This window comes from Demequina capsici (assembly GCF_032102965.1).
Lineage (GTDB): Bacteria > Actinomycetota > Actinomycetes > Actinomycetales > Demequinaceae > Demequina > Demequina capsici.
Map to the genome: position 1 here is coordinate 2,567,870 of NZ_CP134880.1, position 24,812 is coordinate 2,592,681.

Annotated in this window: 23 protein-coding genes and 1 tRNA gene; 8 read left to right on the forward strand and 16 right to left on the reverse strand. The window is 69.4% G+C overall.

Going from position 1 to position 24,812, the window contains the following annotated elements; genetic code table 11:
• Positions 1 to 13: 13 nt before the first annotated feature.
• The gene (locus RN607_RS12245; RefSeq protein ID WP_313542866.1) at positions 14 to 1,396 is read left to right on the forward strand and encodes an aspartate aminotransferase family protein; all 1,383 of its coding nucleotides are present in this window, start codon (positions 14 to 16) and stop codon (positions 1,394 to 1,396) included.
• A gap of 62 nt (positions 1,397 to 1,458) precedes the next feature.
• On the opposite strand, the gene RN607_RS12250 is transcribed toward RN607_RS12245, so the two are convergent.
• From RN607_RS12250 to RN607_RS12265, 4 genes are read right to left on the reverse strand one after another with little or no spacing between them, the layout of a single operon-like run.
• Entirely contained in the window at positions 1,459 to 2,283 is an 825-nt protein-coding gene (locus RN607_RS12250; protein ID WP_313542868.1) for an ABC transporter permease, read from the reverse strand.
• Positions 2,280 to 3,143 (reverse strand): ABC transporter permease, encoded by an 864-nt coding sequence (locus tag RN607_RS12255; protein WP_313542870.1) that lies wholly within the window; start codon positions 3,141 to 3,143, stop codon positions 2,280 to 2,282. Before RN607_RS12255 ends, RN607_RS12250 begins: the two co-directional genes overlap by 4 nt.
• Position 3,144: 1 nt before the next feature.
• Positions 3,145 to 4,293, reverse strand: coding sequence for an ABC transporter ATP-binding protein (locus RN607_RS12260; protein ID WP_313542872.1), 1,149 nt, complete (start codon positions 4,291 to 4,293; stop codon positions 3,145 to 3,147).
• Complete coding sequence (locus tag RN607_RS12265; RefSeq protein WP_313497595.1) at positions 4,280 to 5,464, reverse strand: polyamine ABC transporter substrate-binding protein; 1,185 nt, start codon at positions 5,462 to 5,464, stop codon at positions 4,280 to 4,282. Before RN607_RS12265 ends, RN607_RS12260 begins: the two co-directional genes overlap by 14 nt.
• Before the next feature lie 256 nt (positions 5,465 to 5,720).
• Here RN607_RS12265 and RN607_RS12270 point away from each other — a divergent pair, with 256 nt between their 5' ends.
• Entirely contained in the window at positions 5,721 to 6,197 is a 477-nt protein-coding gene (locus RN607_RS12270) for an Lrp/AsnC family transcriptional regulator (protein ID WP_313497597.1), read from the forward strand.
• A gap of 156 nt (positions 6,198 to 6,353) precedes the next feature.
• Entirely contained in the window at positions 6,354 to 7,802 is a 1,449-nt protein-coding gene (locus RN607_RS12275) for a sugar porter family MFS transporter (RefSeq protein ID WP_313497599.1), read from the forward strand.
• A 378-nt stretch (positions 7,803 to 8,180) separates the two neighbouring features.
• Here RN607_RS12275 and RN607_RS12280 read toward each other — a convergent pair.
• A tRNA-Tyr gene (locus RN607_RS12280) sits at positions 8,181 to 8,262 on the reverse strand.
• Between the two features lie 103 nt (positions 8,263 to 8,365).
• Here RN607_RS12280 and RN607_RS12285 point away from each other — a divergent pair.
• Positions 8,366 to 8,854, forward strand: coding sequence for a YajQ family cyclic di-GMP-binding protein (locus RN607_RS12285; protein ID WP_313497601.1), 489 nt, complete (start codon positions 8,366 to 8,368; stop codon positions 8,852 to 8,854).
• 10 nt (positions 8,855 to 8,864) lie between these two features.
• Here RN607_RS12285 and RN607_RS12290 read toward each other — a convergent pair whose 3' ends face one another.
• Both RN607_RS12290 and RN607_RS12295 read right to left on the reverse strand, forming a co-directional pair.
• Complete coding sequence (locus tag RN607_RS12290) at positions 8,865 to 9,104, reverse strand: hypothetical protein (protein ID WP_313542874.1); 240 nt, start codon at positions 9,102 to 9,104, stop codon at positions 8,865 to 8,867.
• Between the two features lie 71 nt (positions 9,105 to 9,175).
• Entirely contained in the window at positions 9,176 to 9,409 is a 234-nt protein-coding gene (locus RN607_RS12295) for a hypothetical protein (protein WP_313542875.1), read from the reverse strand.
• A 123-nt stretch (positions 9,410 to 9,532) separates the two neighbouring features.
• Between RN607_RS12295 and RN607_RS12300 the strand changes: the two genes are divergently transcribed.
• Complete coding sequence (locus tag RN607_RS12300) at positions 9,533 to 10,177, forward strand: dihydrofolate reductase family protein (RefSeq protein ID WP_313542876.1); 645 nt, start codon at positions 9,533 to 9,535, stop codon at positions 10,175 to 10,177.
• Positions 10,178 to 10,218: 41 nt separating this feature from the next.
• Here the strand turns inward: RN607_RS12300 and RN607_RS12305 are convergent, their stop codons facing one another.
• The 9 genes from RN607_RS12305 to RN607_RS12345 form a co-directional block, all read right to left on the reverse strand.
• A complete protein-coding gene (locus RN607_RS12305; RefSeq protein WP_313542879.1) occupies positions 10,219 to 10,971 on the reverse strand; it encodes an SDR family NAD(P)-dependent oxidoreductase in 753 nt (250 codons plus the stop codon).
• Positions 10,972 to 11,072: 101 nt separating this feature from the next.
• Positions 11,073 to 12,794 (reverse strand): thiamine pyrophosphate-dependent enzyme, encoded by a 1,722-nt coding sequence (locus tag RN607_RS12310; RefSeq protein ID WP_313542881.1) that lies wholly within the window; start codon positions 12,792 to 12,794, stop codon positions 11,073 to 11,075.
• Between the two features lie 31 nt (positions 12,795 to 12,825).
• Positions 12,826 to 14,361, reverse strand: a complete 1,536-nt coding sequence (locus RN607_RS12315; protein WP_313542883.1) for an FMN-binding glutamate synthase family protein — start codon at positions 14,359 to 14,361, stop codon at positions 12,826 to 12,828.
• Between the two features lie 216 nt (positions 14,362 to 14,577).
• Positions 14,578 to 15,135 carry an isochorismatase family protein gene (locus tag RN607_RS12320; RefSeq protein ID WP_313542885.1) on the reverse strand — a complete coding sequence of 186 codons (558 nt, stop codon included), beginning with the start codon at positions 15,133 to 15,135 and terminating at the stop codon, positions 14,578 to 14,580.
• Between the two features lie 129 nt (positions 15,136 to 15,264).
• Positions 15,265 to 16,200 carry a zinc metalloprotease HtpX gene (htpX, locus tag RN607_RS12325; protein WP_313497613.1) on the reverse strand — a complete coding sequence of 312 codons (936 nt, stop codon included), beginning with the start codon at positions 16,198 to 16,200 and terminating at the stop codon, positions 15,265 to 15,267.
• A 76-nt stretch (positions 16,201 to 16,276) separates the two neighbouring features.
• Entirely contained in the window at positions 16,277 to 16,774 is a 498-nt protein-coding gene (locus tag RN607_RS12330; RefSeq protein ID WP_313542887.1) for a GNAT family N-acetyltransferase, read from the reverse strand.
• A gap of 2 nt (positions 16,775 to 16,776) precedes the next feature.
• Entirely contained in the window at positions 16,777 to 18,180 is a 1,404-nt protein-coding gene (locus RN607_RS12335; RefSeq protein ID WP_313542889.1) for an FAD-dependent oxidoreductase, read from the reverse strand.
• Between the two features lie 148 nt (positions 18,181 to 18,328).
• Positions 18,329 to 18,970 (reverse strand): DUF4125 family protein, encoded by a 642-nt coding sequence (locus RN607_RS12340; protein ID WP_313542891.1) that lies wholly within the window; start codon positions 18,968 to 18,970, stop codon positions 18,329 to 18,331.
• A 70-nt stretch (positions 18,971 to 19,040) separates the two neighbouring features.
• Positions 19,041 to 20,996, reverse strand: coding sequence for a tetratricopeptide repeat protein (locus RN607_RS12345; RefSeq protein ID WP_313542894.1), 1,956 nt, complete (start codon positions 20,994 to 20,996; stop codon positions 19,041 to 19,043).
• A 136-nt stretch (positions 20,997 to 21,132) separates the two neighbouring features.
• Between RN607_RS12345 and RN607_RS12350 the strand changes: the two genes are divergently transcribed.
• The 3 genes from RN607_RS12350 (at position 21,133) to RN607_RS12360 (ending at position 24,810) form a co-directional block, all read left to right on the forward strand.
• On the forward strand, positions 21,133 to 22,200 hold the full coding sequence (locus tag RN607_RS12350) for a phospholipase D-like domain-containing protein (protein ID WP_313497622.1): 1,068 nt from the start codon (positions 21,133 to 21,135) through the stop codon (positions 22,198 to 22,200).
• Between the two features lie 78 nt (positions 22,201 to 22,278).
• Complete coding sequence (locus RN607_RS12355) at positions 22,279 to 22,920, forward strand: hypothetical protein (protein WP_313542896.1); 642 nt, start codon at positions 22,279 to 22,281, stop codon at positions 22,918 to 22,920.
• 201 nt (positions 22,921 to 23,121) lie between these two features.
• On the forward strand, positions 23,122 to 24,810 hold the full coding sequence (locus tag RN607_RS12360) for a glycosyl hydrolase family 18 protein (RefSeq protein ID WP_313542898.1): 1,689 nt from the start codon (positions 23,122 to 23,124) through the stop codon (positions 24,808 to 24,810).
• Positions 24,811 to 24,812 lie beyond the last annotated feature (2 nt).

Genomic DNA, 24,812 nt, shown 5'->3' on the forward strand with positions numbered 1-24,812 from the left:
GGAACATGAGGACATGGATCACACCGCTATGCAGGAGTCCGCGAAGCGCCATCTGTGGATGCACTTCACCGATCACACCCGGTACGCCTCCGCCGACATCCCCATCATCGTGCGGGGCGAGGGCGCCTACATCTACGACGACAAGGGCCGTCGCTACCTCGACGGCCTCGCCGGCCTGTTCGTGACCCAGGCGGGCCACGGGAGGACCGAGCTCGCCGAGGCAGCGGCCGCCCAGGCCAAGGAGCTCGCCTTCCATCCGCTGTGGTCGTACGCCCACCCGCGTGCGATCGAGCTCGCGGAAAGGCTCGCCAGCCACGCACCCGGCGACCTGAACCGCGTCTTCTTCACGTCCGGCGGCGGAGAGGCGGTGGAGAGCGCCTGGAAGCTCGCCAAGAACTACTTCAAGCTCGTCGGCAAGCCGATGAAGCACAAGGTCATCAGCCGCGCCGTCGCCTATCACGGCACCACGCACGGCGCTCTGTCCATCACGGGCCTGCCGGGCCTCAAGGCGCAGTTCGAGCCGCTCGTGCCGTCGACCTTCCGGGTGCCGAACACCAACATCTACCGCGCTCCCGAGATCACGGGAGGCCTGCTCGACGGCTCCGATCCTGAGGCGTTCGGCCGCTGGGCCGCCGACCAGATCGAGGTCGCCATCCTCAACGAGGGTGCCGACACCGTCGCCGCCGTCTTCCTGGAGCCCGTGCAGAACGCCGGCGGCTGCTTCCCGCCGCCCCCCGGCTACTGGCAGCGGGTGCGCGAGATCTGCGACCGGCACGACGTGCTGCTCGTGTCCGACGAGGTGATCTGCGCCTACGGTCGCCTGGGCGAGATGTACGGCTCCACCCGCTACGGCTACGTCCCGGACATCATCACCTCCGCCAAGGGCCTCACCTCCGGCTACGCCCCCATGGGCGCGATGATCGCCTCGGACCGCCTCATGGAGCCGTTCCTCGAGTCCGGCGAGATGTTCGCGCACGGCTACACGTGGGGCGGGCACCCCGTCGGCTCGGCAGTCGCGCTGGCGAACCTCGACCTGTTCGAGCGTGAGGACCTGCTGGGCAACGTGCGCCGCAACGAGGACGCCTTCCGCACGACGCTCGAGAGGCTGCTCGACCTGCCCATGGTGGGCGACGTGCGCGGCGCCGGGTACTTCTACGGCATCGAGCTGGTGAAGGACCGTGAGAGCCGCACCTCCCTCACCCACGAGGAGTGCGAGCGGATCCTCTACGGCTTCCTCTCCCCCGCGCTCTACGAGGCAGGCCTCTACTGCCGCGCCGACGACCGCGGCGACCCCGTGATCCAGCTCTCGCCGCCGCTGATCATCGGCCAGCCCGAGTTCGATGAGATCGAGTCGATCCTGCGCGACGTCATCACGCGGGCACAGGCGCTTCTCTAGCGTCGCAGGCACGACGAAGGGGGACGACGCGTGGCGCGTCGTCCCCCTTCGTGGTCCACCGATCAGAGCGCGGCGGCCTTGCCCTTCGCCCGGCGACGCGAGGCGACTTCGCCACCGATCACGACCGTGAGAGCGATGAGGAACATCAGCGTGCCGATCACGTTCACCTGCATCGGGACACCGCGCTGCGCGGAGCCCCACACGAACATCGGGAAGGTCACCGTGGTGCCCGAGTTGAGGTTCGTGATGATGAAGTCGTCGAACGAGAGCGAGAACGCCAGCAGCGCGGCCGACAGGATTCCGGGGAACACCAGCGGGAAGGTGATCTTCCAGAACGCCTGCCACTCGTTCGCGTACAGATCCATCGCGGCCTTCTCCAGGTTGGAGTCGAGCCCGGCGAGGCGGGACCGGACGGTCACCACCACGAACGAGATGCAGAACATGATGTGCGCAATCAATACTGTCCAGAAGCCGAGCTGCCCACCGAACCCCGCGGCCACGAACAGCGCGAGGAGCGAGGAGCCCATCACGATCTCCGGCGTGGCCATGGGCAGGAACAGGACCAGGTTCATCGTGGAACGGCCCTCGAAGCGGTGCCTCACCAGCGCGAACGCGGCGAGCGTGCCGATGATCGTCGACACCAGCGTGGCCAGCAGGCCGATGCTGATGCTCACCCGCAGGGACTCGCACATGCCCTGCGGCTCGCAGGGGTTCAACCAGTTGTCCCAGGTGAAGGCCTGGAACTGGTAGAGGTTGCGCGACTGCGACGAGTCGTTGAACGACATCAGCGCGACGATGAAGTTCGGGATGTACATGTACAACAGCACCAGGATGCCCAGAGTGAGCGGCAGGTGCTTGCCGATCCAGCGGCCGAGTCGCGTGATCACAGCAGCTCCTCCGTTCCTGCCCTGCGCACATAGAACAGCACCATCGCGACGATCAGGACCATGAGGATGACGGACAGCGCCGCCGCATGCGGATAGTCGCTGGCGGTCGTGAACAGCTGCTGGATCTTGTTGCCGACCATCTGCGTGTTCGGGCTGCCCAGCAGCGAGGCGTTGATGTAGTCGCCCGTCGCCGGGATGAACGTGAGCAGGGTGCCGCCGACCACGCCGGGGATGGACAAGGGCCACACCACCTTGGAGAACCGCTGGAACGGGCTCGCGTACAGGTCGGCCGCCGCCTCGGTCAGGCGCGGGTCGATCTTCTCCAGGCTCGTGTACAGCGGCAGGATCATGAACGGCAGGAAGTTGTACGTGAGCCCCATGATGACCGCGAACGGCGTCGCGAGCAGACGGCCCTCGGGCCCGAGGATGTGCACGGCCTGCAAGGTGTTCACCACCCACCCGTTGTCCGCGAGGATCAGCTTCCACGACAGCGTGCGCACCAGGAACGACGTGAAGAACGGCGCCACGACGAGCACCAGCATCACGGTCTTCCAGCGGCCCGCCTTGAACGCGATCGCGTACGCGAGCACGTACCCGAGCACCAGGCACAGCAGGGTGGCGATGCCGGCGTACATGAGCGACCTGATCAGGTACGGCCAGTACTCTCCGAGCGCCTCACCGTAGTTCTGAAGCCGCCACGTCATGTCGTAGCCGTAGATCGGGGAGCCCGCCGGGTCCGACAACGACGTGGTCAGCAGCGACAGCATCGGGAACAGGAAGAACACCGCCAGCCACAGCGCTGCCGGCCCGATCAGCCAGTACGCCGCGTTCCTGCCGAACACCCTCTGGAGCGACTCCACGTCACTCCTCCTCGCGCCCGGCCTCGGCATCCTGAGAGGAGTCGAGGAGGAACGCGAACTCGGGCCGCCACGAGACGTCCACCGCGGTGCCCGCGGCGACCAGGCCGCCGCGTCGGCCGGTGTTCTGCTCGAAGCAGATCAGCTCCTGGCCCCACGGCATCGTCAGGTGGTACTCGGTGGAGACGCCCATGTAGACCGCCTCGGAGACGACCGCGCCCGCCAGGTGCCCGCCGGGCGCGTCGATGGCGGTGCCGGCCGGCTGGATCAGCACCTTCTCGGGCCGGATGCCCACCCAGACGTCCTTCGAGTCGGTGTGGACGCGGCCTGCCTTGATCGTGGCGATGGTCCCGTACATGTCGACCTTCACGACCTCGTCCGCACCGGAGCCCTCGCGGCCGACGACCTTGCCCTTGATGAGGTTCGACTGGCCCAGGAAGTTGGCCACGAACGTCGTCTTCGGGTTCGTGTAGAGGTCGTACGGCGAGCCCATCTGCTCCAGGCGGCCCTTGTTCATGACGGCGACCGTGTCCGCCATGGTCATCGCCTCCTCCTGGTCGTGCGTGACATGCACGAAGGTGAGGCCCACCTCCTCCTGGATCCGCTTCAGCTCGATCTGCATGGCACGGCGCAGCTTGAGGTCCAACGCGCCCAGCGGCTCGTCGAGAAGGAGCACGTCGGGCCGGTTGATGAGCGCACGCGCCAGGGCGACGCGCTGCTGCTGGCCACCGGACAGCTGCGCCGGCTTCTTGGCCGCCTGCTCGCTGAGCTCCGTGAGGGCGAGGATGTCCGTCACCTCCTGCGCCGGGTCCTTCACGCCACGGCGCTTGGGACCGAACTCGACGTTCTCCGCGATCGTCAGATGCGGGAAGAGCGCGTAGTTCTGGAACACCGTGTTCACGGGCCGCTTGTACGGCTTGGCGTGAGTGATGTCCTCGTCGCCGATGTGGATCGTGCCCTTGGTCACGTCCTCGAGCCCCGCGACCATGCGCAGCGTCGTCGTCTTGCCGCAGCCCGACGGACCCAGGAGCGCGAAGAACGAGCCCTGCGGGATCACCAGGTCGAGCGACTCGACAGCCACGAAACCGTTCGGGTAGCGCTTGTGAAGACCCGTCAGGCGCAGGTCCCCGCGCGCACCATCAGCCAGTGACATCGGCGAAGTCCTTCTCGTACTGCGACGCCTTCGCCTCGTCCAGCGCCATGAAGGAATGCGTCTGGGCCAGGTAGTCGGCCGTGGGGAAGATCAGCGGGTTGTCGACGAGCGTGGGGTCGATGTTCTCCATCTCCGCCTGCGCGCCCTCCACCGGGCAGACGTACCAGACGTAGGCGGCGAGCTTCGCGGCGACCACCGGGTCGTAGTAGTAGTCGATCCACTTCTCGGCGTTCTTCTTGTGCTGGCCCTGCACCGGGATCAGCATGTTGTCAGCCCAGATCATCATGCCCTCCTCGGGGGGCAGGAACACCAGGTTCTCGTCCTCGGCCGCGGCCACGTCGCCCGACCAGGCGACGCACGCGGCGATGTTGCCGGCGGCGAGGTCGTTGATGTACTCGTTGCCGGTGAACGCGCGGATCTGACCGTCGGTGCGGGCCTTGCTGAGCTTGTCGATCGCGTTGCCCCATTCGTCGTCCGTGAAGTTCGACGGGTCGGCGCCGTCGGCGAGCAGCAGCAGCCCCATCGTGTCGCGCATCTCGGTCAGCATGGTGACCTTGCCCTTGAGGTCGGCACGCGTGAGGAGCTCCGCGACGCTGCCCACCTCGCCGACGAGCGACTTGTTGTAGGCGATGCCGGAGAAGCCCGACTGCCACGGAGCGGAGTAGTCGCGGTTCGGGTCCCACCCGACGCCCTGGAGCGACGAGATGAGGTTCTTGTCGAGGTTCGGCACGTTGGCCTTGTCGAGCTTCTGGATCCAGCCGGCGTCGATCATGCGGGCGGCCATCCAGTCCGTGAGGACGAACAGGTCGCGGCCCGTCGGCTGGCAGGCGCCGAGCTGGTTGCGCACCTTGGAGAAGAACTCGACGTTGTCGTTCACGTCGGGCGTGTAGGTCACCGAGATGCCGGTGTCCTTCTGGAACTGGGTGAGGGTCGAGACGTAGTCGCCGTCGTCCTCGTCGATGTACTCAGGCCAGTTCGAGACGTTCAGCTTCGCCTCGGTGTCCGACAGGTCCGTGGTCACGCAGTCGCCGGAGCCCGAGCCGCCGCCACCGCCGCGGCTCAGCAGGCTGAAGCCTGCGATTCCGGCCACCGCGACGCCACCGCCGATCATGAGTCCGCGGCGCGAGACGCCCTTCTTCTTCTCTTCCTCCGGGGGCGGGATCTCTGACATGTGCGCATCCTCACTGTTCAGGGCGGCGACACCGAGCCTCACGGCCAGCGCCACCTCCGGGGTTAGGTGGTCCTGTTGCGGCAGGACGTTGAGAGGGATACTTGCACGGAATCGCCGTCCGGGCGAGCGTTTGCGCAGTGAATAGACCGAATCGCAACGAATCCAGCACAAGATTTAACACTTGTGTAACGAAACCGTAGCGTGGAGCGCGTTTCTGGGTTGACCGGGGGCCCGCGGGGCCGTAAGACTGCACCTCATGACTGCAGCCGAGACCCCGAAGAGCAGCGGCGCGCTCGACCCGACGAACAAGATCATCATCGAGCAGCTCCAGCAGGACGGTCGGATCTCCTACGCCGCGATCGGGAAGGTCGTGAACCTCTCCGAGGCGGCGGTCCGCGCGCGCGTGCAGCGCCTCCTGGACACCGGCGTGCTGCAGATCATCGGCGTCACGAACCCCATGGAGCTCGGCTTCGCACGCCAGGCGATGGTCGGCATCAAGGTGTCCGGACCGCCCGAGCCGGTGGCGAGCGCGCTCGAGCAGCTCGAGGCTGTCGACTATGTGGTGATCACCGCCGGGAGCTTCGACATCCTCGTCGAGGTGGTCTGCGAGTCGGACCACCACCTGCTGGACCTGGTGAGCTCCTCGATCAGGACCATCCCCGGCGTGCTGACCACGGAGACGTTCATGTACCTCGAGCTGCGCAAGCAGACCTACTCGTGGGGCGTGCGCTGAGCGATCCGCTCACGGCCGCACCCCGACGAGCTCCCTGCGCGTCGCACCTCGCAAAAGGGGCGAACCGTCGGTCGCCAGATTAGGGTCTGGAGTATCAACCGTGCGGACGGGCCTCGGCTCGCGCCGGAGCGGCTCACCAGGCTCGAAGGAGGGGCGATGTCCGCTGCAGGATCGCAGGCCGGCACACCGACGAGGGGACTCCACGCGAAGGTCGTGGCCATCAGCATCGGGGCCGCGCTCGGCGGCTTCCTGTTCGGGTTCGACTCGTCCGTGATCAACGGCGCGGTCGACTCGATCTCGAGCGAGTTCGCGCTGTCGGACACGTTCACGGGCTTCGCGGTGGCGTCCGCGCTGCTGGGCTGCGCAGTCGGCGCATGGTTCGCGGGCGGGCTCGCGGACCGCTTCGGCCGTGTCCGTGTGATGGTCATCTCCGCCATCGTGTTCCTCGTGTCCGCGATCGGCTCCGCCTTCGCTTTCGGGGTGTGGGACCTGATCGGCTGGCGCGTGGTGGGCGGCCTCGCGATCGGCGCCGCGTCCGTCATCGCCCCCGCCTACATCGCCGAGGTGGCGCCGGCCGCCTTCCGGGGTCGGCTGGGATCGCTGCAGCAGATGGCGATCGTGCTGGGCATCTTCGCCTCGCTGCTGTCCGACGAGGTGCTCGCCGGTGCCGCCGGCGGCGCCTCGTACGAGCTGTGGTTCGGCGTGGAGGCATGGCGCTGGATGTTCCTCACCGCCGTGATCCCCGCGCTGATCTACGGAGGCGTGGCGCTCACCCTCCCGGAGTCGCCTCGCTACCTGGTGGAACGACACCGCGAGAAGGAGGCCGCCGCGATCCTCAAGGACTACACGGGCGAGCCGGACCCCGAGGGCCGCATCGCGCTCATCCGTGCCTCGCTCGGCGGCGACGAGAGCCTCACCCTGTCGGACCTGCGAGGCCCCCGTTTCGGGCTGCAGCCCATCGTCTGGATCGGCATCCTGCTGTCCGTCTTCCAGCAGTTCGTGGGCATCAACGTGATCTTCTACTACTCGACCACCCTGTGGAAGTCGGTCGGCTTCGACGAGTCCGACGCGTTCACGACCTCCACGATCACGTCGCTCACGAACATCGTCATGACGCTCGTGGCGATCGCCCTGGTGGACAGGATCGGGCGGCGCACGCTGCTCATCATCGGCTCGGTCGGCATGACCGTGTCCCTGCTCACGATGGCCGTCTCCTTCAACCAGGCCACGGTCGACGCGGCGGGAGACACCCAGCTCCAGCACCCGTGGTCGATCATCGCGCTCGTCGCGGCGAACGCGTTCGTCGTGTTCTTCGCCGCGAGCTGGGGACCGGTCGTGTGGGTGCTGCTCGGCGAGATGTTCCCCAACCGGCTGCGTGCCGCGGCGCTCGCCGTCGCTGCCGCAGCCCAGTGGCTGGCGAACTTCACGATCACCCTCACGTTCCCTGTGATGGCCGGTTGGGGGCTGCAGTTCGCGTACGGCTTCTACGCGCTCATGGCCGCGCTCTCGTTCTGGTTCGTCTGGACCAAGGTGCCGGAGACCAAGGGGATCGAGCTCGAGGACATGGAGAGCGCCTCCGTGCACCACGCCGCCCACGCCGGCTGAGCGCCGCGCACCTGGCAGAAGCCCCCACGACGAACCACGGCCCCACCGCGGCTGAGCCGGCTGGTGGGGCCGTGCGGGGCGTCGAGGGGGTCGACGCGCCCTTTATCGTGGTCCCCGCAACGTAAGGGGGGGTCGTGCGGGAGCCATCTCGCGCGCGAGGGGGGTGCGCGCTGAGTCAGACGCTACACCCTCAGGGGCATCGTGTCATTCCATGTCATACGGAGTTTCACGCACGACTTCTCGGGCTTCTCGCGGGTCGGCGTCGAACCTCGAAAGATCCCTTCTCGCGACCTCGACCACGCGCAAGAATCCGGCACCCCGACCCGCCCGAACAACAGGAAAGCCCTCCCCGATCTCTCGGAGAGGGCTTCCCGAATGTGGCAGGTGAGGGATTCGAACCCCCGAAGTCACAGACGGCTGATTTACAGTCAGCTCCCTTTGGCCGCTCGGGCAACCTGCCGTGCGCCGCAAGCGGCGCGCATGGAAGGATAGCAAGGAATCGGGGCACCGCGCGAACTCGCGCCGCTCGCCCCCGGAACACGACTCGACGACAAGGAGGACTCATGGCCGACAGCAGCTTCGACGTGGTGAGCAAGGTGGACCGCCAGGAGGTGGACAACGCGCTCAACCAGGCCGTCAAGGAGATCAATCAGCGGTACGACTTCAAGGGCGTGGGCGCCTCGATCGAGTTCTCCGGCGAGGACATCCTGATGAAGGCCAACAGCCCTGAGCGCGTCAAGGCCGTGCTGGATGTGTTCATCTCCAAGCTCGCCAAGCGTCAGATCGAGATGAAGGCGCTCGAGTGGGGCGAGCCGGTCGCGTCGGGCAAGGAGTTCCGCCTGGTCGCCAAGATGAAGGAGGGAATCGCGCAGGACGTGGCGAAGAAGCTCACCAAGCTCGTGCGCGACGAAGGCCCCAAGTCGGTCAGGGCGCTCATCCAGGGCGACGAGCTCCGAGTGACGTCCAAGTCACGCGACGACCTTCAGGCGACCATCGCGCTGCTCAAGAACGCCGACGTCGACGCGGCGCTGCAGTTCGTCAACTTCCGCTGAGCGAGCACAGCTAGGAGGCGGCGGCGGGGGCCTGAGGCTCCTGGCGCCGCCTCCACGCATATGTGCTCGACACCATGATCGCGCAGACGGCGACCGCCAGCGGCGAGACCATGGCGCCGCCCGCCACGAGGATCGCGGCCGATCCCGCGACAGCTGTCACGCCCCATGCCCAGCCCCACCAGCGACGCGGGAGGAACGCCGCAGCCGACAGCAGTGCCGCTGCCACGATGAACACCGTCGTCGAAGTCACGCCGTACCCCCTATGAGGGCCATCATGCCATCGAAAGCCCCAAACCGGACTTTCTGCGCGGATCCCCGGCGCTAGGTCGCCACCTCCGTGACCCGCAGGTGCCATTGCCAGCCGGTGTACACGGAGGACACCACCGCCCACATGACCACACGGGCGGTGAGCGGCATGTCGCTCGCGCGGTCCTCCAGCATCAGGACGCCGGAGGCGACCGCGAGCACCGCCATCGGGACCTCTCGCCAGCGCGGGGACACCAGGCCCACGCAGATCAGGCTCACGATCGTGAGCACGAACAGCGCGGCCGCCATGTGCACTCCTTCCGGGGTGGGAGCATGCCACGGATCGCTGAAGCGCGGCCCTCACTCGGCGTCGCCTGTGGAGGACGCGACGCTCACCGGGACACGGACCGCCTGCGGTGGCACACTGCCGTCATGTCCCTGGTGCGCGTGCACAACCTGGCGATCTCGCTCGACGGCTTCGGCGCAGGCGCCGACCAGAACCTCGCATCCCCGTTCGGTCACGCGGGGATGCGGCTGATGGAATGGTTCCTCCCGACGCGCACCTTCGGCGCCCAGCAGGGCGACCTGACGCGCGAGCCGACTCCCGACGATGCGTTCGCGCGTCGCAGCTTCGAAGGCATCGGGGCGGAGATCATGGGCGCCGGCAAGTTCGGTCCCCCGGGCTGGCAGGACGACCCCGACTGGCAGGGCTGGTGGGGCGACGAGCCTCCCTTCCACTCGCCCGTGGTCGTGCTCACGCACCGGCCGCGCGCGCCTCTGACGCTCGGCGAGACCACGTTCCACTTCCTCGACGCAGCCCCCGCTCGCGCCCTCGACGTCGCACGGGAGCTCGCAGGCGAGGCCGACGTGCGGCTGGGAGGCGGCCCGACCTCGGTGCGCAGCTTCCTCGCCGAGGACCTCGTGGATCTGCTCCACGTGGTCGTCGTGCCGATCGTGCTGGGTCGCGGGTCACAGCTGTGGTGGGGGCTCGAGGGGCTCGAGCAGCGCTTCGACAGCGAGGCCGTGAGCACGCCGTCGGGCGTCACGCACGTGACCTTCACCCGTCGTCCCCGCTGACCCGGACCCCGCCGACCCGCACCGCGTCGATGCGGCGCGGCCTACTGCGCCGAGTAGCCGCCGTCGACCAGGTGGTAGCTGCCGGAGATGAACGACGCGTCATCGCTGAGGAGGAACAGCGCAAGCGCCGCGACCTCCTTGTCCTTGCCCAGACGCTTCGCGGCGTGCATCTGCTCCAGGCCGGCGAGGGCCTCGGGCGAGAGGCTCGAGCGCACAAGCGGGGTGTCGATGAAGCCAGGGCCGACCGCATTGGTGCGCACGCCCTGGGCCGTGTACTCGAGCGCGGCGACCTTGGTGAGACCGATGAGCGCGTGCTTGCTGGTCACGTAGGCCGCGTTCTGCGCGATGCCCACGGAGCCGAGCACGGACGCCATGTTCACGATCGCGCCTCCGCCGGACTCGACCATGGCAGGCAGCTGGAAGCGGAGGCCGTAGAAGACTCCATCCAGGTCCACTGCGCGGACGCGGTCCCAGTCCTCGATCTTGTAGTCGCCGATGTTCTGCGGTGCCGCGCCGATGCCGGCATTGTTCACGGCAAGGTGCAGACCGCCGAAGGTCGCCTTGGCGAAGGTGACCGCCGCCTCGGAGTCCTCCCACCTTGCGGTGTTCTGCTGGAATGCTGCGGCCCTGCCGCCCGCTGCGGTGATCTGGTCGACGATCGCCTGGGCGGCCTCGAGCCTGATGTCGGTGACGACGACGCTCGCGCCTTCAGCCGCCAGCTCACGTGAGATCTCGGCGCCGATGCCACTGCCTCCGCCGGTGACGATCGCGACCTTGCTGTCGAACCTGGCCATGGGGACCACTTCCTTCTGTCGTGCCGCGTCGACGCGGCCTATTAGATGCTGACGCATACATCAACAGGTGTCGATCAGAAGGTATTCCGCGCGTTCGAACCCTACGCACGGCTCTCCAGCGCCTCCTGCACCTTCGCCACCGCGAAGCCCCACGCCTGGGACACGCTCGGATGCGGCGGCACGGCCACCTCGTCCGGGTTCGTCACCATGTCGAGCAGCACGGGACCCTCCTGGGCCAGCGCCCAACGCACCGCCTCGTCCACGTCGTCCGGGTCCTCGACGCGGCGCGAGGCGAGACCCATCGCCGAGGCGACGGCAGCCAGATCCGGGTTGTCGAGCCGGGTGCCGAACTCCGGAAGGCCGCCCTCCTCCTGCTCCAGCTTCACCATTCCGAGCCGTGCGTTGTCGAACACGACCACCACGATCGGAAGCGAGTAGGTGACCGCCGTCCGCAGATCGCCGAGCAGCATCATCAGCCCACCGTCCCCGGAGAACGAGATGACGGGACGGGAACGGTCCGCCGCCGCCGCTCCAAGCGCCTGCGGAAGCGCGTTCGCCATCGAGCCCAGGTTGAACGAGCCGAGCAGCTCGCGGTCGCCACGCATCTCCACGTACCGTGCGAGCCACACCGTCGACATCCCGGTGTCCACCGTGAACACCGCATCCAGCGGTGCCGCGCGGTCCACCGCCGTCGCCACCGCCTCCGGGCGGATCCGTCCCTCGGGATTGTCGAAGAGCGACCGCGCCTTCCGGATCAGGCCCTCGTCGTCATGACCCGGGTCCGCGAGCGCCGCCTGGCGCTCACGCCAGGACCGCAGCTCGCCCACGGCCGAGTCCAGATGGGAGGTGTCGTCGCGCTGGGCCACGAGAGGGAGCAGGGCGTCGAGCGTCGCGGCAGCGTCGCCCACCAGCGGGATGTCGACCCGGGTGCGCCGACCGAGATGCGAGGCGCGCGAGTCGATCTGGACCACCAACGCGTCGTCCGGGTAGTACTCGCGATACGGGAAGTCGGTGCCGACCATCAGCAGCAGGTCCGCATCCTTGAGGGCCGACGCCGCGGCCGGGTTGCCGAGCAGGCCCGCCTGACCCACGTTGAAGGGGTTGTCCCCGTCGAACGCGGGCTTGCCCTTGACCGTCACCACCATCGGCGCCTGCAGGGCGGTCGCGAGCGCGACGACCTGGCTGCGCGCATGCGCTGCTCCGCGCCCGACGAGCAGGGTCACCTTGTCGGACTCCGCGATCGCGTCCGCCACGGACCGCACGTCCGCGGGGCCGGGCGCGGCCATCGGCGCGGGGCGGGAGAAGGTGGCGACCGCGTCGTCGATCTCGAGCGAGCCGACGTCCCCCGGCAGGGTGAGGACCGCGACGCCGCCCAGCTCGTAGGCGGCGTTGACGCCGGCCTCGAGCGCGTGCGGCAGCTGGTCGGCGGACGTGAGCGTGTGCGCCCACACGGCGACGTCGGCGAACAGCTTGTCGTTGTCCACCTCCTGGAAGTAGTCGGTGCCGACCTCCGGGGTGGGGACCTGGCCCACGACCGCCAGCACGGGCGCATGGGACTTCTTCGCGTCGTACAGGCCGTTCAACAGGTGGATCGCGCCCGGGCCGACGGTCCCCATGCAGACGCCGACGCGGCCGGTGAGCTGCGCCTGGGCGCCCGCGGCGTACGCGGCCGCCTCCTCGTGCCGGACACCGATCCAGTCGATGCCGTCCGTGGTACGGATCGCGTCCGTGACGGGGTTGAGGGCGTCGCCCACGACGCCCCAGACCTGCGTGACTCCGTGGTGCGCGAGCGAGCTGACGATGCACTGCGCGACGGTGCTCATCGGGATCTCCTTCGCTGACGTCGGGGCCGTCTCAGGCGACGGCGCGGGTATGGAACGTGCTGGCGTCGGCGCGCTCCCACGAGCGCACCCACTGCTCGGGGGCGCTTCCCTCCAGCAGCGCCCCGGTGGAGAGCCAGTCGTAGCGCTCGCCGTAGGACTCGGTCCGGCCGTGGTCCACGACGACGCGCAGCTGATCGGGGGTCAGCTGGGACGGGTGGTCGACACCCATGGCAGCCATCAGGCGCACCGCCTCACGGACGGTCGCATCCTGGTAGCGGCGGACGCGCTCGGTCTTGTCGGGGACGTCGAGCGCGCGGGCCCTGCGCGGGTCCTGCGTCGCGACGCCCACCGGGCACTTGTCGGTGTGGCAGATCTGCGACTGGATGCAGCCCACGGCCATCATCATGGCGCGCGCCGAGTTCGTGTAGTCCGCACCCTGGATCAGGCGCTTCACCACGTCGTTCCCGGCGGCCACCTTTCCCGACGCACCCACCTTCACCCGGTCCCTCAGGCCGGCGCCGGCGAGCGCGTTGTGGACGGTCATGAGGCCGTCGGTCAGCGGCATGCCGACGTGGTCCTCGAACTCCAGCGGAGCCGCGGCGGTCCCGCCCTCCGAGCCGTCGACGATGATGAAGTCGGGCGCCGTGCCCACCTCCAGCATCGCCTTCACGATGGCGAGCACCTCCTCACGGGAGGACACGCACAGCTTGAACCCGGCCGGCTTCCCACCCGCGAGGGTCCGCATGCGGGCGATGAACTCGATGAGGCCCACGGGCGTGTCGAACACGCGATGGGACGCGGGGCTCACGCACTTCTCGCCTACCGGCACGTTGCGGGTGCGGGCGATCTCCTCGGTGACCTTCGCGCCCGGCAGCACGCCGCCGATGCCGGGCTTCGCGCCCTGGCTCAGCTTGAGCGACACGGCCTTCACGGACGGATGCGCAGCCTTGTCCTCGAACTGCTGGGGGTCGAAGTCCCCGTCCTCGGTGCGGGCGCCGAAGTAGCCGGTACCCAGCTCCCACACCAGGTCGCCGCCGTTCTCCAGGTGGTACGGCGACAGCCCGCCCTCGCCCGTGTCGTGCGCGAAGCCGCCCTTGGCCGCTCCCCCGTTGAGCGCACGGATCGCGTTCGCGGACAGCGCGCCGAAGCTCATGGCCGACACGTTCACCAGAGCCATGTCGTAGGGCCGGGTGCAGTCGGGGCCGCCGATGCGGACCCGAGGTGCCTCCTGAGGCTCGGGCGCCGGGTGCACCGAATGGACCAGGTACTCGTGCCCCGGACGGTAGACGTCGCGCTCCGTGCCGAACGCCTGCTCCTCGAGCGTGCCCTTGGCGCGCTCGTAGATGATCGAGCGGATGTCCCGGTCGAACGGACGGCCGTCCCAGTTGCGCTCGATGAAGTACTGCTGCACCTCCGGTCGGATCCGCTCGAGGCCGTAGCGCAGGTGACCGACGACCGGGTAGTTGCGCAGCACCGAGTGGCGCCGCTGGATCAGATCGTAGGCGGCGACGGCCGCCGTGGCCCCCAGCGCGATCGCGCCGGCGGCAAGGCCCTTGCTGCGGGGCATCCGTCCTCCCTCTGGGGTGCGTCCATCAGGGAAGGCGGCACGTTCCGCCTCCTCCTACGGCAACGCAGATCCCGCGCGGGACGCTTCCTGAATGGGCATCCTCGCCCACACATCTGCCCCTCTACCAGGGTGTCTCAGAGTTCTCGCCCCCGGAATAGCCTCCTCGGCGTCCGCGCTCAGGGCGCCGCGACACGGGTCGACTCCGCAGGGTCTGCGTCACGGCTCGGCGAGGCCGACCTCGCTCGCCGGAGCCACCTCGCAGGTACGGCCCGGCGCCGACTGGTAGCTCCAGTAGAGGTTCGTGTGAGCGATCACCAGGTCCGGCGCCGGAGCTCCGTACGAGGTGAGGTCTTCGGTCGTGTGCGCATCGCTCACGAGCGTCACGTCGTAGCCGCGCGCCAGCGCCCCGTGCAGGGTGGACCGGACGCAGGCGTCGGTCTGCGCACCGCACCCCACGATCCGCCCGACGCCGCGCGCGCCGAGCACCTCCTCGAGGTCCGTGTCCTCGAAGGCGTCCCCGAACCGCTTGTGGACCAGCGCCTCACCCTCGCCCACGCGCAGCTCCGGTACCAGCTGCCAACCGTCGGAGCCGCGCTCGAGCCCCTCGCCCGAGTGCTGCACCCACACCACAGGAGCACCGAGCGATCGCGCACGATCGACGACCTCGGCGATCCTCCCGACCACCTGATCCCGGGCGTACGTGTGCTCCACCACGGACGTCTGCACATCGACGACCACCAGGGCGGTGGCCTCTCCTTCTTCACGAGTCGACATCGACCTCCCCCTTCTGCTCGTCCCGAGCGTACGCGCGACGCCTGACACGACGCGGGTGGAGGCCGCCGTGCTGTCCCGCCCGACGCTCGAGCCCGGACGCGCGGCCGCCGTCAGCTGAGGAGGCAACCGTCAGTTGAGGCGGTAGCCGCCGCCCAGGTCGTCGCCGCGCGTCGGGCCTTGACCGCCGAAGCCGCCGTATCCGCCCTCGCGGGCCATGTCCTCCAGCCGCGCGATGCGCTCATCCATGGGCGGGTGGGTGGAGAAGAGCTTCGCCATGCCGGCACCCTGGAACGGGTTCGCGATGAACATGTGGCTCACGTTCTCCAGCTTGGGCTCCTGCGGCAGCGGCCTGCGCTGGACACCGCCCTCGAGCTTCTTCAGCGCTGAGGCGAGCGCGAGCGGGTCGCCGGTGAGGGTCGCTCCATCCTGGTCGGCGTCGTACTCACGCGTGCGGGAGATCGCCATGCGGATCAGCGTCGCCGCGAGAGGGGCGAGAAGCATCATCGCCAGCACTCCGAAGATGCCGAGCGGATTGTCACGCGAATCGCGTCCGCCGCCGAAGAACATCAGCCACTGGGCGACCGCCGTGATCATGCCGGCGAACGCCGCGGCGACGGAGCTGATGAGGACGTCCCTGTTGTAGACGTGCATGAGCTCGTGGCCCAGGACGCCGCGCAGCTCGCGCTCGTCCAGCAGGCCCAGGATGCCGGTGGTGCAGCAGACCGCCGCGTGAGAAGGGTTGCGTCCGGTTGCGAAAGCGTTGGGGGCATCCGTGGGAGACACGTAGAGCATGGGCATGGGCTGGTTCGCCTCACGGCTCAGCTCGCGGACGATCCGGTACATCGCAGGCTGCTCGACCTCGTTCACGGGTCGGGCGTGCATCGCGCGGATCGCGAGCTTGTCGGAGTTCCAGTAGCCGTACACGGTGCCGACCAGGCCCAGCCCGGCGAACATCCAGAGGTACTGGCCGCTGCCGATGAACGAGCCGAGGGCGAGCATGACGACCCACAGCAGCACGAACAGCCCGAAGGTCTTCAGCCCGTTGAAGTGCTTGGTGCTACCCACTTTTCCTCCGTAGACGTCTCAGACACGAGAAGAACGGGCGCGGGCGCGCACGGGTTCCCCTCTCGCGCAGATTCTCTCACCTGGTGGCGAGCGGACGCTCCATGCACACCAGGTCGGGGCGAGCATCCCACGACGGCACCTCCACGAAGCCGCGGCTCCTGTAGAGCGCCATGGCTCCCTGGCGCCATGACCACACCGTGAGGCGGACCGCATCGTCCCCGCGCGCGATGGCAGTAGCGACCGCAGCGTCGATGAGCTGCCCCGCATGGCCACGACCACGCGCAACCGGATCGACCCAGAGCCGCTTGATCTGGCTGGCGCCGTCGCGCGGATCGGACAGGACCGCACACCCCACCGGCGCGTCCGAATCGTGTGCCACGAAGACGTCGGCGTGCGCGAAGGCGCGGGGCGCATCGTCCGTCTCGACGCGGTACCGCTCGGGAAGCGCATCGGCGCGGTCCACGAAGGTGCCCTTCTCCGCCTCTGTGGCCACCAGGTAGTCGCCTACCAGGCGCGACACCGCCTCGCAGTCAGCAGGATCCGTCGGATCCCAGACCCGGACGAACCCCGTCACGCTCAGGCGCGCTTGAGTGCGATGTCCGTCATCTCCTCGCGCGGCACGACCTTCACGCGCTCACGGCCCTGCGCGTCTCCGAGCGACCGCTCGTGCGCGTCGAGCACCTCCCAGTCGTCCCACAGGACGACCGGGACCTCACGCGCACGGAGCAGGCGCAGCACGTTGTCGGGGCTCAGCTGCTCGGCGCCGGCCCGGGACTCGGCGAACAGCGCGTCGGCGTCGGCCACGAGGTTGGCGATCGTCTCCTGCGCATCGGACTTCGTGTGGCCGATGAGGCCGACCGGGCCGCGCTTGATCCAGCCGGTCGTGTAGAAGCCGGGGACCTGCTGGCCGGACTCGTCGAGCACGCGGCCGCCCTCGTTGCGGATGACGCCCCTGCGATCGTCGAAGGGCACGCCGTCGATCTCGGTGCCCCAGTAGCCGACCGCGCGGTACACCGCCTGCACGGGGTAGTCGAGGAACTCGCCGGTCCCCTTGACCGAGCCGTCTCCCTGCAGCGCGGTGCGCTCCATGCGGATGCCCGCGACCTTGCCGTCCTCGCCCAGGATCTCGTGCGGCTCCTGCAGCAGGTGCAGGTGGATCCGGTGGTCGTAGCCCTTGGGCTCGCGGAGCGTCCAGTCGGTGAGGGTCTTCACGACCTGCTTGGTCTGCTTGTTCGTCTCGGCGGCCTCCATGGACGCCTCGTCGAAGTCGTAGTCCTCCGGGTAGACGATCACGTCGACGCCCGGGACCTGGCCCAGCTCGCGCAGCTCGAGCGGGCTGAACTTCACCTGCGCGGGACCGCGACGGCCGAACACGTGGACGTCGGTGCACGGTGACGACTCGAGGCCTGCCTGCACGTTCGCGGGGATCTCCGTGGGCATCAGGTCGGGCACATGCTTGGCAAGGATGCGCGCCACGTCCAGCGCGACGTTGCCGACTCCCAGCACCGCGACCTCCTTGGCCTCGAGCGGCCAGGTGCGGGGCACGTCGGGGTGGCCGTCGTACCAGGACACGAAGTCTGCGGCACCGTACGAGCCCTCAAGGTCGATGCCGGGGATGTCGAGGTCCGCGTCCTTGAACGAGCCGGTGGCGAAGATGACAGCGTCGTAGTGCTCGCGCAGATCGTCGAGGGTGAGGTCCGTGCCGATGTTCACGTTCGCGAGCAGGCGGATGTCGCCTCGGCCCAGCACGTTCGCGAGCGCCACGATGATCTGCTTGATGCGCGGGTGATCGGGTGCGACCCCGTAGCGGACCAGGCCGAACGGTGCGGGAAGACGCTCGATGATGTCGATCGACACGTGGAGGTCGGTCTTCGACAGGATGTCCGCGGCGTAGGTGCCGGCGGGGCCGGCTCCGATGATGGCCACGCGCAGGGGGCGGTTGGCGGTCACGTCGTACTCGATTCGGTCGGGGAAGGTCATGGCCGGGACGTCCCACCGGCGCAATGAGACCAGAGTATAGGCATGCTGACAGCGCGAAAATGCCTCGTCCACGCACGGAATCCCCCCGGGGGGATAGGCCCGGGTGCGGCCTGCCGACGCGTCGTCGGCGAGTTCGACGACACGGCGGTCACGCCCTTTGCGCCGCCTCGGCGGCCTCCAGGTCGGGGTACCCGGCGAAGATGCTCGTGTAGGCGACGGTACGCCAGGTGAGGTTCTGGCCGGCGGCGACGGTCGCGTCGACCAGCTCCCGGTACAGCGCGAGCGTCGCGTCGGAGTAGGTGCCGAGCTCGCCCCGCAGGTACGTCTCGAAGGACGTGGCCTCCAGGGTGTCCTCTGCGGTCGTCAGCACCCGCATCGCCGCGCCCAGCGCCGGGTGGTCGCGGTGGAAGTCGCGCGCCCACGGCACCTGGATCGCGATGATCTCCTCTTGTGCGGCGACGCGGTCGGCGTCCAGGAGCGGCAGATGAGGCGCGAGCTCGCGGACGTAGCGCTCCGGCTCGGTGGGCTCCATCATGCGGGCGTACTTCTCGGTCAGCAGGTTGCGTCCCGCGGCGTCGGCGGCGTCCAGGTCCGCGGCGTACGAGTCGAGCAGCGGCATGGGCCACGTCATGAACTGGCCGAGCCTCTGCACCTCGAACTCGGCGGGATTGTCCTGGCAGGCGGCACGCCCGTCGTCCCCGCGCACCAGCTGGAACTGCGACCACTCGTGCGCGACGATCTCCCGCGCGCGCTCGAGCCGGGCGGCGCGCTCCTCCATGGTCTCGGTCACACATGCCTCCTCAGGCGACGGCCCGGCACCGGGCGGGCGACCGCCAGGCGCAAGGATCGTGGGGAGCGGGTCACAGGGCACGCAACCACGGGTCACCGATGCGGGCACGCACCTCGTCACGGTGCGCCTCGAGGAACGTCGAGTCCGAGGCGCTGAGCCTCTGCAGCCGCAGCTCGGCCACCACCTGCGTGCACACGTCGTCGATCGCGGCCTGCAGGCCCCGCCGCGCGGGTGCAGCCCCGGCGCCTCCCTCGCCGAACCCTGCGCCGCCGAAGCAGGCCGCGGACGCGAGCCGCTGTGCGTCGGCCAGCTGCGCGTGCACCCCCGCCAGGCGGGACACGGGACGGGAGGCGAGGCGACGCAACGCCGCGCTCTGCCACTTGTAGTAGGGCAGGTAGCCGACGGCGGTGGGCCGGTTGAGCAGGAACACGAGGGACGCCGCCGCGCGCACGAACTCTGCGACGGAGAGCCAGGCCGCCTCGCCGTCGGCCCGGGCCAGCATGCGTGGCAGGTTGTACTGGCCGGCCTGCGCCATCATCCCGAGGCGCTGCCCGATCCGTGCCAGCCGAGCGTCGTCCGGCATGCGCAGGAACGCGCCTCGGACGGCGCTGAACGCCCCGTGCGGGTCGGCGAACACCTCGCCGTTGGTGGCGGCGGCGAGCGTCGCCTCGTCCAACGTCACCCAGAGGTGGGGCTGATCGGCGGGAGGTGCGGACGGCAGCCCCGTGAGCCCCTGGAAGAAGTCGGCGATCTCGAAGACTCCGACGCGTCGACCCCCTCCCCTGGCACGCGTGGTGGTCACCCGCGGGCCGAACCCCATGAACGTGGCGGGCAGCGCGTCGTAGTCTGCCTGAAGCCGCGATCCGATCTCCGCGTGGTCGGCCTCGCCCAGCCACAGGCAGAAGCCAGGCCCGAAGTCGTGGTCGCGGGAGAGGTCGTCGTCGAAGCCGTAGCACTCGGAGCCGTGACCCACGAGCCCCACCGCGATGCGCCCCCGCTGCTCCGGGTAGCGGTCGAGCATCGGCCTGCCGTGCTCCTCCCAGAAGGCGCGCGCCAGCGCCAGCCCGGTCATGCGCGGCACCGCGAGCGCCGGGTCGAGGCCGCCGGGCGATGCCTCGGAATCGACCGTGGACGATCCGCCGTCCCTCGCAGAGGAGGCGTCGACGAGCAGGCGCGGGCCAGGGTCCGCTGCGGCCGCCGTCCTCGCCTGAGCGAGGTTCTCCAGCGTGACGTCGTGCTGCGGGCTCTGCGAGCCGTACGCGGCGTCGACGATCGCGAGCGCCTGCTCGTACAGCTCGACCGCATCGGCGTGGCGTCCGGAACGGAAGCAGGCCTCCGCGAGCCCCGCGAGCGCAGCCGCCAGGTGGGGGTTCTGGTCGTGCCCGCCGGCCTTGAAGATCGCGAGGGACCGGCGCGCGAGCCGCTCGGCCTCGTCGTCCCGTCCCAGGTCGTGGCACACGAGCGACAGGTTGGTGAGCGTGCCCGCCACGTCGACGTCCCTGCCCGGATCCACGGAGGCCGCCTCGACGATCGAGAGCGCCTGGGACAGCTCGTCGTACGCACCCTGCGGATCGCCTGCCTCGGAGTGCAGCATGGAGAGGTTGTTGTGCAGGGCGGCGAGGCGACGATCGCCCGAAGGGAACGTGCGGCCCGCGACCTCCAGCGCCTGGGCATACGTGTCGCGCGCCTGGTCAAGGCGTCCGGCGGCACGCCGCGCCGTGGCTGCGTTGATGAGCGTGGTCGCATGGGCGTCCGTGCCGGCGAGGCCGAGCCTCGGGACCAGCCCCAGGGCACGCTCCGCGGCCTCGAGCGCGCGCTCATGGCTGCCGAGCGAGCGGTGCAGGCCCATCACCTCGTTGAGGATGGTGAGCTCCGCGGCCTCGTCGCCCAGGGTCCGGGCCCCCGTGAGCGCATCGTCCAGGAACGGCACCGCGGACGGCGCGTCCTGGGAGGCAAGGATCCGATCGAGCCCGGACAGCATCGACTGCACGTCGTACATGCCGGAGGCGGGGCGCGAACCGTCCATCCTCATCGCCCTTCGTGGCTGGCACGGCATCTCTTCGCGGGGGCTATGCCGTCCTTCGAGTGTAGGCCGATGAATCTTCGGTGAAGGACAGGCCCCAACGGGGTGAACTGGTTCGACGGCGTGCGAGCCTCGTGCTGTGGCAAGCGCCCCGCCCCGTCCCCGCGGCGCCGCTTCGGACGGCCGTCGCGGCGCTCTGACGCGCCCCCAGCTCCTCACCTCGGACGAGTACATCGCGGACGCGACGCACCGGATCCACGGAGCCAGGCGCAGGGTGCTGCTCACCACCCTCACGATCGCCGACGACCATCGCACCGACGAGCTGATCGACGCGCTCGTCTGGGCGGCCAGGCGCGGCGTGCGCGTGTGCGTGGCCGCCGACGTCTTCACGTACGCCGACGCGGCCGGCACCTTCCTGCCCACCGGCTATCGCAACGCCCGCTGGCGCGCCTCGAGCATGCTCGCCTCGAAGCTCGCGCGCGAAGGAGTCGCGTTCTCCTGGCTGGGCCGCGAGAAGGGACTGATCTGGCGTGGCCGCACCCACACGAAGTTCTGCGTGGTGGACGACGTCGCGTACGCCTTCGGAGGCGTGAACCTGGACCGCAAGGGCGTGGAGAACGCCGACTTCATGCTGCGGATCGACGACCCGCGCCTGGCCGACGACCTGGACGACGTGTACGGGCGCATCCAGCGCATGAACCTGTCAGAGCGCGGCCACCGCTCGCTCGAGCTCAGGTACGGCACCGACCGCGTGCTCGTGGACGGCGGCATCCCCGGCGACTCGATCATCTACCGCCGCGCCCTGCACCACGCGCTGAGCGCGCAGCGGGTGCTGCTCATGTCGCAGTACTGCCCCACGGGCGAGCTGGGCCGTGCGATCCGCGAGCGGGAGCACGAGCTCTGGTTCAACCCGCCGCGCAACGCACGCGCCGCCAACCGGGTGCTCATCGCGTCGTCCATGCTGTGGACAGGGCACCGCACCGAGTACGAGCGACGGCAGTACCTGCACGCGAAGGCGCTGGTGTTCTTCCGCCCCTCGGGCGCACGGGTGGCGATCACCGGCTCCCACAACTTCGTGCTCGGAGGCGTGCGGCTGGGCACCCGGGAGATCGCGCTCGAGACGCGCGACCCGGCGACGATCGAGCAGATCCTGCGCTTCCACGACGCCCATGTGCGGGGCACGGGCGGCGAGGCACCGCGCTCCTGACGGTGGCGCGTCGTGTACCAGGCGGAACGTCACGCCCAATCGGACAAATCGGACATCTTGTGTCTATAGTCCTGACCCATGACATCGTTCACACGGCACACCATGCGTCTCACGCTCGGCGCCACCCTGGCGCTCGCCGCGCTCACCGGATGCGGCACCACCACGGCCAGCGACACGCTGACCCCAGCGACCGGGGCCTCGTCGGACGCGACAGGACCTGCAGCAGGGACGGCTGACGCCCACGCGGCGGACAGCGGGGAGATCCGCACCGCGGTAGGCCCGATCCTGCTCGGGGTCCCCGACCGTTGGGATGTCCTCGACACGGTCGACGGAGCGACCATCGTGCAGGCGAAGGGCTGCGCCGCGGACACCCCTTGCCCCGCGTTCGCGGTCCTGCAGGGCGACGCGATCATCGGCGAGACCGACCCCTCCGCGGCCTACACGCAGGACGGGACCGGGTGCCCCGGCGGGCTCGCACCCCAGGCCACCGACGATGACCCGACCCTGACCGAGGTCGTGATCGACGGCGTCGACGGCACGCTCGCCGAGCTGCGGGTGGATTGCACCGACGACGACGGGGCCGTGCGGCACACCGTCTCACAGCTCCAGTGGTACCTGCCCGACGCCCCAGGCGGCCCGGTGCTGATCGTCGATCGGTGGTCGTTCGACGGACTGCGCAACAGCGTCGCAGGCGCAGCCTGGGTCGCCTCGCAGTCCTGACCCACGTCGGGCGGCCGGCCCGTCAGCCGAACGCCCGATGCCGACGGCGGCGCCGTCGGCCCCGCACACGGACAGAGGAGGTGAGCCGCACCACGCACCCGCGGCGACGACGCATGGGGGGCGCCGTCGCCGCCACCGCACACCAGGGCCGCGCGCCCACGGGCCCGCCCGCGGCGACGAGGCCCATCGAAAGGAACCCAAGTGAGAAGAGCACGTTCAATGGTCGGCGCGATCGCGCTCGCGGTCGGGATGCTCATCCCGACTGCGGCGGCGTCCACCGCGCAGGCACACCCGCAGGAGACGGCGCCGGTGACGGTGCCGATGTCCACAGCCTCCTGCACCGCCCAGGAATGGGACGCGGCATCGGTCTACACGGGCGGCGCGGTCGTCGCCCACGACGGGCACACCTGGACCGCCGGATGGTGGACCCAGGGCGAGGAGCCCGGCACCACCGGCGACTGGGGCGTCTGGCGCGAACAGGGCACCTGCACGGGCACGGGCGATCCGACAGACGGCGCCACCACGCCGTCCGACTCGGGCACGTGCGCCGCCGCGTGGGACGCGGCGTCCGTCTACACCGGCGGCACCCAGGTCTCGTACGGTGACCACAACTGGCAGGCGAGATGGTGGACCCAAGGGGAGACGCCGAGCTCCGGCGGCTCGGGAGTCTGGGCCGACGAAGGCACCTGCAGCGCCGCCGCCACGAACCCGACGGAGCCGACTACGGAACCGACGGACCCCGCGACCGACCCGACCACTCCCGCCGCACCAGGCGACGGGTCAGCACGCGTCGTCGGCTACTTCACCGAGTGGGGCATCTACGGACGCGACTACCAGGTCAAGGACGTCGAGACCTCGGGCTCGGCCGACGAGCTCACCCACATCGTGTACGCGTTCGGCAACGTCCAGAACGGCGAGTGCACCATCGGCGACTCGTACGCCGACTACGAGAAGGCGTACACCGCAGACCAGAGCGTCGACGGCGTCGCCGACACATGGGACCAGGACCTGCGCGGCAACTTCAACCAGCTGCGCAAGCTCAAGGCGATGCATCCCGATCTGAAGGTCATCTGGTCCTTCGGCGGCTGGACGTGGTCGGGCGGGTTCACGCAGGCTGCGGCCGATCCCGCGGCCTTCGCGGAGTCCTGCTACGACCTCGTGGAGGACCCCCGCTGGGCCGACGTGTTCGACGGCATCGACATCGACTGGGAGTACCCGAACAGCTGCGGCAACCAGTGCGACGCGAGCGGCTACGAGGCGTACCCGAACCTGATGAAGGCGCTGCGGGACCGGTTCGGCTCCGACCTCGTCACCTCCGCGATCACGGCCGACGGCACCGACGGCGGCAAGATCGCCGCCGCCGACTACGCCGGCGCCGCGTCGTCCGTCGACTTCTTCATGCCGATGACATACGACTACAACGGCGCGTTCAACCCGACCGGGCCCACGGGACCGCACTCGCCGTTGACCTCGTACACCGGCCAGACCGTCGCCGGGTTCGACTCCGCGACGGCGATCGCCAAGCTGAAGTCGCTCGGGATCCCGTCGGACAAGCTGCTGCTCGGCATCGGTTTCTACGGGCGCGGCTGGACCGGCGTGACCCAGGAGGCCGCGGGCGGCACCGCGACGGGCCCGGCGCCCGGCACCTACGAGGCAGGCATCGAGGACTACAAGGTCCTGAAGACGAGCTGCCCGGCCACAGGGACCGTGGGCGGCACCGCGTACGCCTTCTGCAACGGCCAGTGGTGGAGCTACGACACCCCGGCCACCATCTCGGGGAAGATGAGCTACGTGAACCAGGAGGACCTGGGCGGAGCGTTCTTCTGGGAGCTCTCGGGAGACACCTCGGACGGTGAGCTGATCCACGCGATCGGCAGCGGCCTGGGCTGACC

Excerpts from the sequence above, each read along its gene's own strand:
- RN607_RS12275 (WP_313497599.1), top strand. The coding sequence starts at position 6,354 with ATGTCCGCTGCAGGATCGCAGGCCGGCACACCGACGAGGGGACTCCAC.
- RN607_RS12285 (WP_313497601.1), top strand. The coding sequence starts at position 8,366 with ATGGCCGACAGCAGCTTCGACGTGGTGAGCAAGGTGGACCGCCAGGAG.
- RN607_RS12270 (WP_313497597.1), top strand. The coding sequence starts at position 5,721 with ATGACTGCAGCCGAGACCCCGAAGAGCAGCGGCGCGCTCGACCCGACG.
- RN607_RS12320 (WP_313542885.1), bottom strand. The coding sequence starts at position 15,135 with ATGTCGACTCGTGAAGAAGGAGAGGCCACCGCCCTGGTGGTCGTCGAT.
- RN607_RS12260 (WP_313542872.1), bottom strand. The coding sequence starts at position 4,293 with ATGTCACTGGCTGATGGTGCGCGCGGGGACCTGCGCCTGACGGGTCTT.
- RN607_RS12345 (WP_313542894.1), bottom strand. The coding sequence starts at position 20,996 with ATGGACGGTTCGCGCCCCGCCTCCGGCATGTACGACGTGCAGTCGATG.
- RN607_RS12355 (WP_313542896.1), top strand. The coding sequence starts at position 22,279 with ATGACATCGTTCACACGGCACACCATGCGTCTCACGCTCGGCGCCACC.
- RN607_RS12265 (WP_313497595.1), bottom strand. The coding sequence starts at position 5,464 with ATGTCAGAGATCCCGCCCCCGGAGGAAGAGAAGAAGAAGGGCGTCTCG.
- RN607_RS12315 (WP_313542883.1), bottom strand. The coding sequence starts at position 14,361 with ATGCCCCGCAGCAAGGGCCTTGCCGCCGGCGCGATCGCGCTGGGGGCC.
- RN607_RS12310 (WP_313542881.1), bottom strand. The coding sequence starts at position 12,794 with ATGAGCACCGTCGCGCAGTGCATCGTCAGCTCGCTCGCGCACCACGGA.
- RN607_RS12295 (WP_313542875.1), bottom strand. The coding sequence starts at position 9,409 with ATGGCGGCCGCGCTGTTCGTGCTCACGATCGTGAGCCTGATCTGCGTG.
- RN607_RS12335 (WP_313542889.1), bottom strand. The coding sequence starts at position 18,180 with ATGACCTTCCCCGACCGAATCGAGTACGACGTGACCGCCAACCGCCCC.
- RN607_RS12245 (WP_313542866.1), top strand. The coding sequence starts at position 14 with ATGGATCACACCGCTATGCAGGAGTCCGCGAAGCGCCATCTGTGGATG.
- RN607_RS12300 (WP_313542876.1), top strand. The coding sequence starts at position 9,533 with ATGTCCCTGGTGCGCGTGCACAACCTGGCGATCTCGCTCGACGGCTTC.
- RN607_RS12305 (WP_313542879.1), bottom strand. The coding sequence starts at position 10,971 with ATGGCCAGGTTCGACAGCAAGGTCGCGATCGTCACCGGCGGAGGCAGT.